At 74.5% G+C, this 14,488-nt stretch carries 7 protein-coding genes and 1 tRNA gene; 4 read left to right on the top strand and 4 right to left on the bottom strand.

All coding sequences use genetic code 11. The features are described from left to right. Positions 1-68: 68 nt before the first annotated feature. From ASF47_RS08945 to ASF47_RS08935, 3 genes are all read right to left on the bottom strand, one after another. Entirely contained in the window at positions 69-791 is a 723-nt protein-coding gene (locus ASF47_RS08945) for a (2Fe-2S) ferredoxin domain-containing protein (protein ID WP_235558693.1), read from the bottom strand. 36 nt (positions 792-827) lie between these two features. Further along, positions 828-1,775: a pirin family protein gene (locus tag ASF47_RS08940; protein WP_056863694.1), complete on the bottom strand. Its 948-nt coding sequence runs from the start codon at positions 1,773-1,775 to the stop codon at positions 828-830. Positions 1,776-1,841: 66 nt separating this feature from the next. Continuing rightward, a complete protein-coding gene (locus tag ASF47_RS08935) occupies positions 1,842-3,851 on the bottom strand; it encodes an ATP-binding protein (RefSeq protein ID WP_156697835.1) in 2,010 nt (669 codons plus the stop codon). Between the two features lie 165 nt (positions 3,852-4,016). On the opposite strand from ASF47_RS08935, the gene ASF47_RS08930 reads away from it, so the two are divergent. From ASF47_RS08930 to ASF47_RS08900, 4 genes are all read left to right on the top strand, one after another. Continuing rightward, positions 4,017-5,621, top strand: a complete 1,605-nt coding sequence (locus tag ASF47_RS08930; RefSeq protein WP_056863692.1) for a phytoene desaturase family protein — start codon at positions 4,017-4,019, stop codon at positions 5,619-5,621. Positions 5,622-5,687: 66 nt separating this feature from the next. After that, a tRNA-Lys gene (locus tag ASF47_RS08925) sits at positions 5,688-5,763 on the top strand. 2,535 nt (positions 5,764-8,298) lie between these two features. Further along, on the top strand, positions 8,299-9,405 hold the full coding sequence (locus ASF47_RS08905) for a C4-dicarboxylate ABC transporter (protein WP_156697834.1): 1,107 nt from the start codon (positions 8,299-8,301) through the stop codon (positions 9,403-9,405). Positions 9,406-9,545: 140 nt separating this feature from the next. Then, positions 9,546-10,100 carry a type 1 glutamine amidotransferase domain-containing protein gene (locus tag ASF47_RS08900; RefSeq protein WP_056863687.1) on the top strand — a complete coding sequence of 185 codons (555 nt, stop codon included), beginning with the start codon at positions 9,546-9,548 and terminating at the stop codon, positions 10,098-10,100. 104 nt (positions 10,101-10,204) lie between these two features. On the opposite strand, the gene ASF47_RS08895 is transcribed toward ASF47_RS08900, so the two are convergent. Next, positions 10,205-14,104: an Ig-like domain-containing protein gene (locus tag ASF47_RS08895; RefSeq protein WP_200919016.1), complete on the bottom strand. Its 3,900-nt coding sequence runs from the start codon at positions 14,102-14,104 to the stop codon at positions 10,205-10,207. Positions 14,105-14,488: the final 384 nt, after the last annotated feature.

Here is a 14,488-nt window from a genome sequence, read left to right as displayed (position 1 = left end):
GGAACCGCCCCGGACTGGGCATCGCTGCCGCACCGGGTTCCTGGGTCCACGAGACGTGTAGCGGCAGCCTAGGCCATCCCGCGCGGCGCGGGGCGGGCCAGCCGCTGGGCGGCGACCGGGCGCCCGTCGACCAGGTGCTCGGCGACGATCCGGTCGACGGAGCCGGCACCGACGCGGGCGTACCAGACGTCGTCGGGCTGCACCGCGACCACCGGGGCGTGGTTGCACGGCAGCAGGCAGCCGGTCTGGGTCAGCAGCACGTCGTCGTCACCGAGCCCGTGGGCCATCAGGGCCAGCACCACCGCCTCGGCGGTGTCGTCGGAGCCGCGCGCGGTGCACCGCGGCCCGCGGCACACCAGCACCTGGTGGCGGTGGGCGGTGACCTCCTCCCACGCCGACGAGGTCAGCCCCGCCTCGGCGCCGGTCACCGGCGTGGCCGCGGCGACCAGCCGCGCGACCCGCTCCCCCGCGCCGGCGGCCGGGTCGAGGTCGGCCAGCAGCGCGCCGGCGACGCGCACCTGCGGTGCGTCGTCGCCCCGCTCGCGCCACCAGTGGGCGACCACGCGCCGCAGCCACGACGCCCCGGGGGCCAGCGGCCCGGTCGCGACGCCGACCACGACGACGCGGCGTACGCCGCAGCCGGCGAGGCGGGTCAGCTCGCGGGCCGGCGAGGGGTCGCCCTGCTGGAGGTGGGCGACGCTCGCGCCGACCTCGGCGGCGAGCGCGGCCAGCTCCGAGCCGGCGCGCACCTCGCGCACCGACATCGTCACCAGCACGACCTGCTCGTCCACGCGGGGGAACCTAGCAGCGCCCCCGCCGTCGCCCGCTCAGCTCGTCGGGTGCCCGAAGCTGCCGCGCTGGAAGGCCTGGTAGGCCTCCATCACCTCGGCCTTGGTGTTCATCACGAAGGGTCCGGCCCAGGCCAGCGGCTCACGGATCGGGCGGCCGCCGAGCACGACCACGTCGAGGCGCGGGGAGCGGCTCTCCTGGCGGCCCGCGGCCGAGACCGTGAGGTAGTCGCCGGCGCCGAGCACGGCGGCCTGGCCGGTGCGCAGCGGGCGGCCCTCCTCCCCCACGGTGCCGTCGCCGTTGAGCACGTAGACGAGCGCGTTGAAGTCGACGTCCCAGGGCAGGTCGAGGCGGGCGCCGGGCTCGAGCGAGGCGTGCACCAGCGCCATCGGCGTGTACGTCGACCCCGGCCCGGCGTGGCCGTCGACGGTGCCGGCGATGACCCGCACGAGCGCGCCGGCGTCGGCGGAGGTCAGCAGCTGCACCTCCCCGGAGCGGATGTCCTGGTACCTCGGGGTGCTCATCTTGGCGTCGCGGGGCAGGTTCACCCACAGCTGGAGGCCGTGGAAGAGCCCGCCGGACTGCACGAGCCACTCCGGCGGGGCCTCGATGTGCAGCAGCCCGGAGCCGGCGGTCATCCACTGGGTGTCGCCGTTGGTGATCGTGCCGCCGCCACCGTGGGAGTCGTGGTGGTCGAAGGTGCCGTCGATGATGTAGGTGACGGTCTCGAAGCCGCGGTGGGGGTGCCAGGCGGTGCCTTTCGGCTCGCCCGGCGCGTACTCCACCTCGCCCATCTGGTCCATCATGATGAACGGGTCGAGGCGGGCCAGGTCGATGCCGGCGAAGGCGCGGCGCACGGGGAAGCCCTCGCCCTCGTAGCCCTGGGGCGCCGTGGTCACCTGGAGCACCGGCCGCGGCTGGTCGCCCAGCCCGGGGCCGCGCACCCGGTCGAGGGTGGTCAGGTCGTCGACGGTGATCGCAGGCATGGTCCGATCCTAGCCATGCCTAGTTGAACATTCAACAGATTGTCTCGGACAGGCGGGTCGAGCGGGTCAGGTGACGGCCGGGAGGTGCACGGTGAAGGTCGCGCCCTCGCCGAGCGCCGAGTCGACCTCCATCCGGCCGCCGTGGCGGGCGACGACGGCGTGGGCGATCGAGAGCCCGAGCCCGCTGCCGGGGATGGCCTGCTTCTGGGCGTTGGAGGAGCGGAAGAAGCGGGTGAAGAGGTGCTCGAGCTCGGCGGCGGGGATGCCGATCCCGGTGTCGCTGACGGTGAGCACGTGACAGGTCTCGCCCGGTCCGGTGCCCGCCACGAGGCGCACGCCCACCCGGCCGCCGTCGGGGGTGAACTTCACCGCGTTGCCGACGAGGTTGATCACGACGCGCTCGAGCAGGTCGCGGTCGCCGACCACCGGCAGCGGCTCCTCGGGCAGGTCGACCTCGAGCACGGTCGAGCCGCGCTCCAGCCCGGGCGACACCACGGCGCAGCCGGCGCGCACCACCTCGCCCAGGTCGAGGACCTTCTCGGCCATCCCGAGGCCGTCGTGCTGCACGGTGGAGAGCGTGAGCAGGTCGTCGACGAGCCCGAGCAGGCGGTCGCTGTTGCCGATGACCCGGCGCACCGCGCGGAGCTGGGCGTCCCCCAGGGCGCCGAAGTCGCCCTCCTCGAGCATCTCGAGGTAGCCCACGATGCTCGTGATGGGGGTGCGCAGCTCGTGGCTGACGCTGGAGATGAAGGCGTCCTTGACCGCGTCGACCTCGCGGAGCCGCTCCAGGGCGTCCTGCACCGCCCGCTCGGCCTCGAGCCGCTCGGTGACGTCCTCGGAGATGCTCAGGTAGCCGACCGGGCGACCACGGTCGTCGAGGATCCGGTCGAGGGTCATCGAGTGGGTGCGCTCCGCGCCGTCCTTGCGCACGAAGCCGATGTAGGCGCCGGCCTGACCGGGCTCGAGCATCCTGCCCGCCACGGTGTCGAAGTCGTCGGCCACCCCGAGCTCGGCCGCCTTGCGCTGCACCCCGTGAGGACTGTGGAGCATGGCGGAGTCGCGGCCCATGACCTCGGCCGCGGTGTAGCCCAGCAGCTGCTCGGCGCCGGGGTTGAAGAGCGTGATGCGACGCTCGAGGTCGGCTCCGATGATGGCGTCGGAGGCGCTGTGCACGACCCGCTCCAGGGTGTCGCGCTCGGCCGCAGCGGTGCGGGCGGCGCGGATGTGCTCGCCCACGCGCAGCAGCAGCGGCACGACGATCAGCGCGCAGGTCGCGATGAAGGCCGAGAGCAGCACGCCGCGCAGGTCGGGGTCGAGGTCGAAGCGGCCCGGGGCGTCGGTGAAGGGGCCACGACCGGAGGCACTCATGAGCACCGCGAAGGCCAGCACAGCCACCAGCTGGGCGAGGGCCTCGGGGGCGCGCAGCCGCAGGGCGCTCCAGGCCAGCACCGGCACGACGAGGAAGACGATCGAGGGCAGGTCGGTCGGCACGAACACCGCGGGGGCGACGGTCAGCACGGCCGCCCACTGCAGCACGCGCTCGCCGCGACCGGCGATGGCCGCGTGGTCGGGCAGCCGCGACCACATCGGGGTCAGCACGAGCTGGGACCCGAGGTGCGAGACGGCGAGCGCCAGGGCCACCAGGGCCGGGTCACCGAAGCCGGTGACCGCCGAGGTGAGCGCACCCGTCGAGGCACCGACGGCCGCCCCCGCGAGGCACGCCACGACGTAGCGGCGCAGGTCGGCGTCGTGGCGCAGCCGCCAGCGGCCCTCCTCACCCTGCGACAGGATCGCCCACACCACGACGGCCTCCAGCGCGACGCCCGCGCCGTACCCGACCGCGACGTCGCCGGGGCGCCCGCCGAGCCAGATGGTCAGCACCGCGAGGGCGAGCACGAGCGCCGCGAGCACCGGCACGGCGCGACGACGGGCGAGCAGCAGCAGGCCGCTGGCCAGGCCGACGGGCCAGATGCCGATGGCGTGGCCGGCGTCGGGCGCGGCCCTCACGGCGGCCAGGCCCATCGCGCCCGTCAGCAGCGCGAGAGCCGCGACGGCGAGCATGCGACGAGGCGGCACGACTCCCCCTCCCGGTGTCGGTCCCGGCCTGAGTGAAGCACGCCCGCGGCGTCGGCGGCGCCGGTTCGCCAGGACTCGGGCGCCACCGCACGCTGAGAGACGTCTCAGCCGTGCTCGGGCGAGGCGCGTCGCCCGGCCCGCCGCCGCGACCACTACCGTGGCCCGATGAGCTCTTCGGGTGCGCCCACGCGGTCCTCCTACGACGTCGTCGTGGTCGGCGGCGGCCACAACGGCCTGGTCTCGGCGGCCTACCTCGCGCGCGCAGGTCTCTCGGTCCTGGTGCTCGAGCGCCTCGACCACACCGGCGGCGCCGCCGTCTCGGCCCCCGCCTTCCGCGGTCACGACGTGCGCCTCTCGCGCTACTCCTACCTCGTCTCGCTCATGCCCGAGGCGCTGATGCGCGACCTCGACCTCGAGGTGCGTCTGGAGTCGCGCACCACCGCCTCCTACACCCCGACGTCGCGCGACGGGAAGCCCGGCGGGCTGCTCGTGGAGCGCCCCGAGGGCCCCGCCACGGCGCGGTCCTTCGCCGACCTCACCGGGGGCGAGGAGGAGTACGCCGCCTGGCGCGAGTTCTACGCCGACGTCGCCGACCTCGCCCACGCCGTCGCCCCGACCCTCCTCGAGCCGCTGCCCGGCGAGCGGGCGCTGCGCGACCGGGTCGACCCCGACATCTGGCGCGACCTGGTCGAGCGCCCGCTGGGCGAGGCCGTCGAGCGGCGCTTCCGCGACGACACGGTGCGCGGCGTGGTGGCCACCGACGCCCTCATCGGCACCTTCGCCTCGCTGCACGACCCGTCGCGGGTGCAGAACCGCTGCTTCCTCTACCACCTGATCGGCAACGGCACCGGCGAGTGGCGGGTGCCCGTCGGGGGCATGGGCGCCATGACCGACGCGCTCGCCGCGGCGGCCGGGCGCGCGGGCGCCGAGCTGCTGACCGGAGCGGGCGTCTCGGCGATCCGTCCCACCGGCGAGGGCGCCGACTCCGGCGCCGAGGTGACCTTCCACGCCGGTGGCCGTGACCACGTCGTGAGCGGGCGCCACGTCCTGGCCAACGTCGCGCCGTGGGTGCTGGAGATCCTCCTCGGCGGCGTGGAGGACGCGGCGACGAAGCCCGAGGGCTCGCAGCTCAAGATCAACCTGCTCCTCGACCGGCTGCCCGCCCTGCGCTCCGGTGTCGACCCTGCCGTGGCCTTCGCCGGCACCCTCCACCTCGCCGAGGACTACAGCCAGCTGGAGCGGGCCTACGCCGACGCCGCCGGCGGGTCCGTGCCCACCGCCCTCCCCGGCGAGGTCTACTGCCACACCCTCACCGACCCCTCGATCCTCGGGTCGGCCGCCGGCTCGGGCACCCACACGATGACCTACTTCGGCCTCCACACGCCCGCCTCGCTCTTCGCCGACCCCGCTCGCCGCGAGGCCGCCAAGGCCGAGGCGGTCGCCCGGGCCATCGCCTCCCTCGACGAGCACCTCGCCGAGCCCCTCGCGTCGTGCGTGGCCCGCGACGCCGACGGTCAGCCGTGCATCGAGGCCAAGATCCCCCAGGACGTCGAGGCCGACCTGGCCATGCCCGGGGGCCACATCTTCCACGGCGACCTCGAGTGGCCGTGGGCCCCGGCCCGCGCGCGCCTCGACACCCCGGCACAGCAGTGGGGCGTGCAGACCGCCCACGACGCCGTCCTGCTCTGCGGCTCCGGCGCCCGTCGCGGCGGCGCCGTCTCCGGGATCGCCGGCCACAACGCCGCCCAGGCCGTCCTCGCCTCCCGCTGACCGGTCCCCGCTCCGTCGATTTCGCCGCCCAGTGGCCCGCTGGTAGTGTTCTTCTCGCTTCACCGCGCGGCATTAGCTCAATTGGCAGAGCAGCTGACTCTTAATCAGCGGGTTCGGGGTTCGAGTCCCTGATGCCGTACCACTCACGAGAGGCCCTCCCGGTCCGCCGGGAGGGTCTCTCGCCATTTCCCGACCTGCCCCCTTCCCCGCCGGGGGCGAGCCCGCACAGCCCACAGCCGTCGGGCGGGAGGCCCCAGCACCCCGCTGGTCGAGCAGGGAGCGCCAGCGCTCCGGTGGTCGAGGAGGGAGCGCCCGCGCCCCGGTGGTCGAGGAGGGAGCGCCATCCCCGCGGTGGTTGAGGAGGGAGCGCCAGCGACCGTCTCGAAACCACCCTCGCGCGACAACAGAACCCCTTCCACAGATCGATCCATACACCTAGTCATCGAATGTGTGTTCGAATAAACTAGGTCCATGCTCCTCGACCTCGACACCACCGGCGCCGTGGTCGACGTCGACTCCCTCGACGCCGACGACGTCCTGGAGTACGCCGCCGACACCGCCCGCTCCGTACGCGCAGCCGAGCGCCGCACCCTGCGCGTCATGGCCCGCTGGGGCGCGCTGAACCCCGACCGGGCCTACGCCTGGTCGGTGCCCGGCATGATCCGCCACGGCCTCGACGAGTTCGCCGCCGAACCCCTCGCCCTGGCCCTGGAGATGTCGCCGGTCAACGCCGGCTGCAACCTCGCCGAGGTCATGGAGCTGGTCCACCGGCTGCCCCGCATCTGGGCGATGGTCGAGGACCTCACCCTCCCCGGCTGGCGGGCGCGGCGGATCGCCTCCCAGACCCAGGTGTTGAACGACACCGGTGCTGCGTTCGTGGACCGCAAGGTCGCCGCCCTCGGGGCGAAGGTCCAAGGACTCGGGGCGCGGCGGATCGAGCTGTTCGTGGCTGAGGCGGCCGCCAGGCACGACCCCCACGCCCAGGCCGCGCTGGAGGAGCGGGCCCGCGGTGGGTGGAACGTGAGGGTGACCCACGACGTCGACCGCGGGTCCGCCTCGGGCACCTCGTGGTTGGAGGCGACCGGTGACACCCAGGACCTCACCCGCTTCCACGACCTGATCTGCGCCACCGCCGCCGAGCTCGGCCGCCGTCAGACCTCGATCGGAGCAGTGGTCGAGTCGCTGGAGGTCCGCAAGGCCCGCGCCATCGGCGTCATCACCGACCGCGCCCAAGGCCTCACCGCCCTCGACTCCGTCGAACCCACCACTGCCAAGGAACGGGTCGNCGAGGTCCGCAAGGCCCGCGCCATCGGCGTCATCACCGACCGCGCCCAAGGCCTCACCGCCCTCGACTCCGTCGAACCCACCACTGCCAAGGAACGGGTCGTCTACCTCCACCTGCGCCCCGAAGACCTCGCACGCGCCGAGACCCTCGCCGCCCACGACACAGCCCGTGCCCTCGCTGAGGACCAGGCCGCAACCAAGCCCCCGACCTGCGAGGGACCCCCGCCGCCCAGCGAGGCCCCCGCCGAGGAACCACTCCCCGACCCCCGCGACCTGTCCGCCCCCGAGGACACGGCCGATCCCGTTCCCGAGCCTGCGACAGGACCGCCCACGGCAACCGCGGCGACCGCGGCGACCGCGGCGACCACGGCGGCCACGGCGGCTGAGGAGCGAGCGCAGCGAGCGTCTCGAAGCCCCGCCGCGACCACCGACAACGATCTAGGGACCACTCTCGCTGGACAGGCCGCGACCCCGGTGGCTGAGGAGCGAGCGCAGCGAGCGTCTCGAAGCCCCGCCGCGACCACCGACAACGATCTAGGGACCACTCTCGCTGGACAGGCCACGGCCCCGGTGGCTGAGGAGCGAGCGCAGCGAGCGTCTCGAAGCCAAGCCCCGGCCACCAACGAACAGCGCGCGGACGAGCACCCTGCGAACGAGCAGCCTGCGGGGGACGCGTACCGCACCACCGGCCCCGACCTACGCCCCACGCCGGTCCACCGCCACCACGAGACCAGCCACCTGTCCCAGATCGACCGCACCGGCCCACCACCCGGCACCGCGGTCGTCGAGGGCCTCGGCGTCGTCTCCACCACCACCCTGCGCCGCTGGCTCCTTGGCACCAAGGTCTACGTGCGCCCCGTCATCGACCTCGACCCCACCACCGCCGNTCGAGGGCCTCGGCGTCGTCTCCACCACCACCCTGCGCCGCTGGCTCCTTGGCACCAAGGTCTACGTGCGCCCCGTCATCGACCTCGACCCCACCACCGCCGGCGCCGTCGACCGGCACGACCCACCACCCTGGATGCGCGAACACGTCACCCTGCGCGACCCACGCTGCGTGTTCTCCGGCTGCAGCGTGCCCTCACGACGCTGCGACCTCGACCACATCACCCCCTACCGACCCCTCGACCACGGCGGACGCCCCGGCCAAACCCACCCCTCCAACCTCGCCCCGCTGTGCCGCCACCACCACCGCCTCAAGACCACCGGCTCCGAGGGCAGCCCACCCTGGAGCTACCACCGCGCCCCCGACGGCACCTACACCTGGACCAACCCCCACGGCTGGACCACGCTCGTCCGCCCCGGCTGAGCGCACCGACCCACAGGCCGCGCCTGTGTCGACACAGTGCCGCGCCGCCTACCGCCGACCTCGACGCCCGCCCACCCTGGGACGGTGACGACGACCGCGATGTCCCCCACCGAGACGACCCCGAGTCGATCCGACCACGCTGCGACCACGGCCGCGGGCTCGGTCGGACCCAACTGGTTCGCGTCGGTCATGGGCACCGGCATCCTCGCGGTCGCGCTGACCGTCGTGCCCGTGGCCGTCCCGGGGCGCGACCTGCTGGCCCTCGCGGCCTGGCTGGTGGCGGCGGTGCTGCTCGTCGTGCTCACGGCGGCGAGCGTCGCCCAGTCGCGACGCCACCCGGGCAGCGTGCGGGCCCACCTCGCCGACCCGGTCATGGCGCACTTCTTCGGCGCGCCCGCGATGGCCCTGATGACGGTCGGCGCGGGAGCGCTCCTGGTGGGTCACCGCGTCCTGGGCGTCACGCCGGCGCTGGCCCTGGGCGCGTCGCTGTGGGTGGCAGGGACCCTGCTGGGCCTCGCCACCACGGTCGTGGTGCCGACCGTGGCCCTCGTCTCCCACCGCGTCGGGCTCGACGACGCGACCCCCAGTTGGCTGATGCCGGTCGTGCCCCCCATGGTGAGCGCGGCGACCGGCGCGCTGCTGGTGCCGCACGTGCCCGCGGGCGACCTGCGAGCGGCGTTCCTGCTCTGCTGCTGGGGCCTGGCCGGCGTGGCGCTGGCCGCCACCCTCGTCGTCCTCCCCCTGGTGCTGCGCCGGCTCCGACGCCACGGCCTCGCAGCGACCGCCGCCCCGACGCTGCTCATCGTGCTCGGCCCGCTGGGCCAGTCGGTGACCGCGGTGCACCACCTCGGCGCCCTGTCCCCCGCCGTCCTGCCGCGCCCGTGGGGGGCGTGGGCGGCCGGCGCGGTGGTGCCGTACGGCGCGCTGGTGCTGGCCCTCGCCATGGCCTGGCTGGTCGTGGCGGGCGCCCTGGTCGTCCGCACGGCTCGGCGCGACGGCGGGCTGCCCTTCAGCCTGGCGTGGTGGGCCTTCACCTTCCCCGTCGGCACCGTGGTGACGGGCTCCGCCGCCCTGGCCGAGGCGACCGGGAGCACCGCGCTGCTCGACCTCGCCGTCGTCCTCCTCGCCACCCTCGCCACCCTCTGGCTCGTGGTCGCCGTGCGCACGACGACCTGGCTCCTCGCCCGCTGACACCGGGCGTCAGGGCACCGGTGCGTCCTCACCCCGTCAGGCGGTGGTGCGCCCGAGTCGGCGGGGCAGGCTGGGGACACGGGCCCCGACGGCCCCGGGGCGAGCGCACCGCCGCCCCGCACTCGACGAAAGGTCCCGACATGCCCCAGCTCGACGGCAAGCGCATCGCCTTCCTGGTCGCCAACTCCGGCGTGGAGCAGGTGGAGCTCACCGAGCCGCGCAAGACGATCGACGCGGCCGGCGCCACCACCACGCTCATCGCGCCCGAGAAGAGCACCATCCAGGCCTTCGAGAACGACGTGGACAAGGCCGACACCTTCGAGCCCGACCTCGCCGTGGCCGACGCCTCGGTCGACGACTTCGACGGCCTCGTGCTGCCCGGCGGCACGACCAACCCCGACGCCCTGCGCCTCGACGAGAAGGCCGTCGCCCTCGTCAAGGCCTTCGCCGACGCCGGCAAGCCGATCGCCGCGATCTGCCACGGCCCCTGGACCCTGGTCGAGGCCGGCGTGCTCGGTGGCAAGACCCTCACCAGCTGGCCCAGCCTCAAGACCGACATCTCCAACGCCGGCGGCAGCTGGGTCGACGAGCAGTCCTTCACCTGCCCGGCCAACGGCTGGCAGCTCGTCACCAGCCGCAACCCCGACGACCTCCCGGCCTTCGGCGAGGCCGCCGTGGCGGCCTTCGCGGGCTGACCCACCCGGGCTCACCAGCGAGCAGCACCACGCACGTCGACGGCGGCGGCAGGACCTCGGTCCTGCCGCCGCCGTCGTCTGCGGGTCGTGCGAGGGTCAGCCGCTCACTCCTGCGAGCCGGTCGCGGGCCCGACCACCAGGTCGTCGAGCACCGAGCCGGTGGCGCGCTGCGCCCAGATCCCCACGTGGCCACCGCGCCCGACGAACGCCGTGGCGGCGCGGCCCTCGAGCACGAAGGTCGCCACGACCTCGCCGTCGCGCAGCACCTCGACCCGGTCGCCGACGGTGCGGGCGCCGAGCACGTCGCCCTCGGCGAGGTCCACCCTCGGGCCGACCGAGCGGGTCCAGGCCGAGGCCACCGAGCGCTTCACCGCGAGACGCACGCGCTGGGTCTGGGGGTTCCAGGTGACGGCCAGGCCGCGTCGGAAGCCGTCCTGGCCCTGGGCCTCGAGGAGCAGGCCGAGCGAGCGGGCGCCGGGGGCGACGCGCTCGAGGGTGACGGCGGCCTCCTGGTCGGCGCCCTGGCGGGACCCCGTGTGCAGGATCGGGCCCCCGCGCCCCACCCGCAGACCGCGGGGCGTCACGCGGTAGTCGGCGCGTGAGGTGCTGCCGACCCAGGCGTCGTCGAGACGACCGGGCTCCTCGAAGCCGTCGACGAGGACGGGCTCCGGCTCCGGCTCCGGCTCGACGGGGGCCTCGACGGTCTCGGTGACCACGACGGTCCGCTCGACCTCGGGCGCCGGGGCGTAGGTCGCGTCACCGGCCTGCGAGGCGGTGACGGTGCACGCACCTACCCCGGTGGCCCGCAGCCGGTCGACCGTCACCGTGCACGGCCCGTCGGTGCGGAAGGAGACCCCGAGGCCGGAGGTCGCCGTCGCGAACAGCTGCTGGTCGGGATCGCCGACCTCCATGTCGGAGGGCTTCGCGAAGATGATCGTCTGCCCAGCGGGCTGCGGGTCGGGGTCGGTGCCCGGAGCCTGGAACGTCACCGCATAGGTGCGGGTCGCCGAGCCGTCCTCGCTGGTGACCACGACCCGGGCGGTGCGACCGTCGCCGGCCTGCTGGACCTCCACGGTGGCGAAGGGGTCGGCGGCGCGCGCCGCGACCTGCTGGACCTGCGTGGAGGTGACGGTGTAGGACTCGCGGGCCGGGTCGAAGCCGGGCAGCGGGGTGCCGGCCACACGCAGCTCGGCGAGGCCGGCGTCGGAGCCCTGGGCGGCGACCTGACCCAGCACCTGCAGCTCGCTCATGGTCAGGTGGGTGTTGTCGCGGGCGGTCATCACCAGACGGGCCCGGTCGACCTCGACCCCGGGGAAGGTGACGGTGACGACCGGCGAGGCCAGCCCGGCGGCCATCGACGTGGTCTCCCCGACCTGTCGCCACCCACCGTCGCCGGTGGGCACCTCGACGCGCACCGAGGCGGGGTAGCTGTCGCTCGCGCCGTCCTTGAAGAACACACCCCGCAGGCCGGTGAGCGTGCGGACGTCGGGGAACGTCATCGTGAGGGTGTCGGAGGTGTTCTTGGCCGACGACCTCCAGTTCGACCACGCCTTGTCGCCCAGGTCGCCGTCGAGCAGCCCGGCGGTGCCGTAGCCGGGCTCGGTGAAGGTCGCGGCCACGGTGGTGCCCTGCGGCGTGGGCACCACGCCGGGCACGGGCTCGGTCACCCGCACCGCGACGGTCGCGGGCAGGGTGCGCCCGGCCCCGGCGTCGGCGACGCCCTCCAGCTCGACCACGCCGGTCTGGTCGAAGGCATCCGCGGACGCGGTCTCCCAGGTGACCGGCCGCTCGACGGTGGCGCCCGACTCCCCCACCGCGGTGACGGTGGTGGGCAGGGTCGGGGCCTGACCGACGTACGTCGCCGCGCGCGCCGGGCGGGTGGACACCAGGGTGTCGACGGTGACCTCGGCGGTCGTGGTGAGGCTCTGCCCGTCGGAGGTGGTCACGATGCCGGGCACGACGACCGTGCCGGGCTGCTGCCACGCGGAGTCGGCCGGCAGGTCCCAGACGACGGGCAGGCCGTCGCGGTCGCCGCCGGCGTAGACCCCGGTGACGCTCGCGGGCAGGGAGGGGGCGACCCCGACGGGTGTGACGACGGCGGTGGGCCGGACACCCTGCACGGTCTCGTCGAGGATCCGCCAGCGCTGGTTGTCGCCCGAGGTCGGCGTGTAGAACGCCACCCGGGTGCCGTCGGCGGTGGCCCCGCCGGGCACGTCGAGGAGCTGACCGGTGCCGGCGTTGACGACGGTGTAGGTGCCGTCACCGGTGGTGGAGAGCATCCACTGCGCGCTCTCGGCCGGGGTCGACCCGGTGTCGGCGGCGACCAGCGTCGGGTCGTCGGCCCCGGCGGCGAGCAGCAGCGCGCCGTCACCGGTGCTGAGCGTGTAGCGCTGCCGGTTGCTCACCGAGTCGGCGAGCGGCCGCAGCCGCCAGACCTGGTCGGGGGCCGAGGCGCTGTCGGTGCGGATCACGACGCCCGACCCGGTCGCGGCCGGGGCGAGCGACTTCCCGCTCTGCACGCCGCGCAGGCGGTAGACGTGGTCCTCCTGCACCAGTGCGGCGTCCTCGGCGACGCCGGAGACGTCCGAGACCAGCAGCGTGGTCACCGAGCGGGCGGGCAGGCGCAGCGTGGCCTCGCCGTCGCGCACCACGGTCGGTGTGCCCGTGCGCAGCGCGCCGGCGGTGCTCGTGACCACCGGCGTGACGGTGGCGCCGTCGGCCACCGACGCGAACTTCGCGAGGTCGAGGGTGACGTCGCGGGCGGCGTCGGAGTCGTTGACGTGCACGACGGTGACGCCCTCGTCGGTGAGCGCCGCGGTGGAGTCGGTCGAGTCGGTGGCGACCAGGCGGTCGCCGGGCTCGATGTAGTGCGTGTAGTTGCGCACGGTGTCGAACTTGGTGTTGGTCTTGATCCGGCAGGTGCCCTCGGCGGGCGGGGCGGCGGGGTCGCGCACGAGCACGTCGCCGTCACCGCAGTCGAAGTCGAGCTGGATGCTGCCCCAGTTGGCCCCGGCGGCGCTCTCGCCGCCGGGCTCCATGTTCTTCAGGTCCTCGACCGGCTGCCAGAAGACCCAGGCGTCGGGCTCGAGCTCGCGCAGGTCGTCGGTGATCCGCTCGGCCATGCCCAGGCCGGGCGCCATGTCGGTGAAGCTCTGGCCCGCGCCCCACGAGCCCTCGACCTCGCTCATCCACAGCGGCTTGCCCTCGCCCTTGGCGAGGTCACGCGCCGACGTGCGCTGGCCGGTGCCGTAGGTGTGCACGTTGAGCTGCTCGACGAGGTCCTGCGTCGGCTGGTCGTAGGCGTACCAGTTGCGCACGAAGGTGCCGGGGTTGGTCTCGTCCATGGCCGAGATCGGGGTGTCGAGGTCGCTGGCCGCCAGCGCCTCCTCGAGGGCCGTGATGACCCGGGCCTGCATGGCAGGGCCGGCGTGAGCGCCCTCCTGGCGTCCGCCTGTCGGCTGGCCGTCGGCGCCGAGCTGCGTGCCCCAGTAGGGCGTGTTGGGCTCGTTGAGGGGGTCGACGGTGTCGAAGGTGATGCCGTGGGCCGCCTCGAGCCGCTCCATGGCGCCGACGAGGTAGGCGGCGAAGTCGTCGACGGTGTCGGCGCGGATCTGCTCGGCGCTGGGGTCGAAGCCGCCCGAGACGTAGCCCGAGACGGTCTGGAACCACGGCGGGGAGTTGTTGAAGGCCTCCCAGTGGGTGATGTCGGCCTTGATCGCGTCGATCCACCAGCGCTGGGTGGCGTCGGCGTCCTCGTTCCACAGCGCCGGGTCGGCGGGGTCCCACCAGTCCTTGTCCTGCGGCGTGAGCTGCGGGCCCGCGGGCGCCTTCCACCAGCCCTCGACCGCGCCACCGGGGCGCAGGTAGTCCTCGACCGACGGAGCGTTGCCGCCGCCGATGTTGTAGCGCGCGATGTTGAGGTTGAGGCCCTCGTCGCCGAAGACCAGGTCGCGCAGCTCCTGGCGGATCGCGTCGGGGTAGTCGCCGTGGCGTTGGCGAACCACACCAGGCTGGTGCCCCAGCCCTCGAAGGGTCCGCCCTGGTACGACGGGTCGGGCGTGACGGTCACGTCGGGCACCCCGTCGTCGGCGGCGGCCGACGGGGCGGCCGACGGGGTGGGTGCCGCGGTGGGTGCCGCGGCGGGCGCGGCCGCTGCGGCGGTGGGCTGGCAGGCGAGCCCGGCGACGACCGCCGAGACCGCGAGGGCTGCGAGCCCGCGTCGGGGGGTGGGTGCTCTCATGCTGCGCTGCTCTCTGGAGAGGACGGAAGGGCGCGACGAGGGGTGCGCTACCGCCCCGTCCATGACAGGATGTTTGCGCAAACATCGCCTGTGACGACCGTCTCACCGCACCCCGCGACCGTCAAGCCCCCGCCTTGCCGGGGAGGTC

It is taken from the genome of Nocardioides sp. Leaf285 (assembly GCF_001422955.1).
GTDB lineage: Bacteria > Actinomycetota > Actinomycetes > Propionibacteriales > Nocardioidaceae > Nocardioides > Nocardioides kribbensis.
This window is presented reverse-complemented; position numbering and strand designations above follow the sequence as displayed.

Bases quoted from the DNA above. Each gene is read 5' to 3' on its own strand.
- ASF47_RS08940 (WP_056863694.1), bottom strand. From the start codon at position 1,775: ATGCCTGCGATCACCGTCGACGACCTGACCACCCTCGACCGGGTGCGC.
- ASF47_RS08930 (WP_056863692.1), top strand. From the start codon at position 4,017: ATGAGCTCTTCGGGTGCGCCCACGCGGTCCTCCTACGACGTCGTCGTG.
- ASF47_RS08900 (WP_056863687.1), top strand. From the start codon at position 9,546: ATGCCCCAGCTCGACGGCAAGCGCATCGCCTTCCTGGTCGCCAACTCC.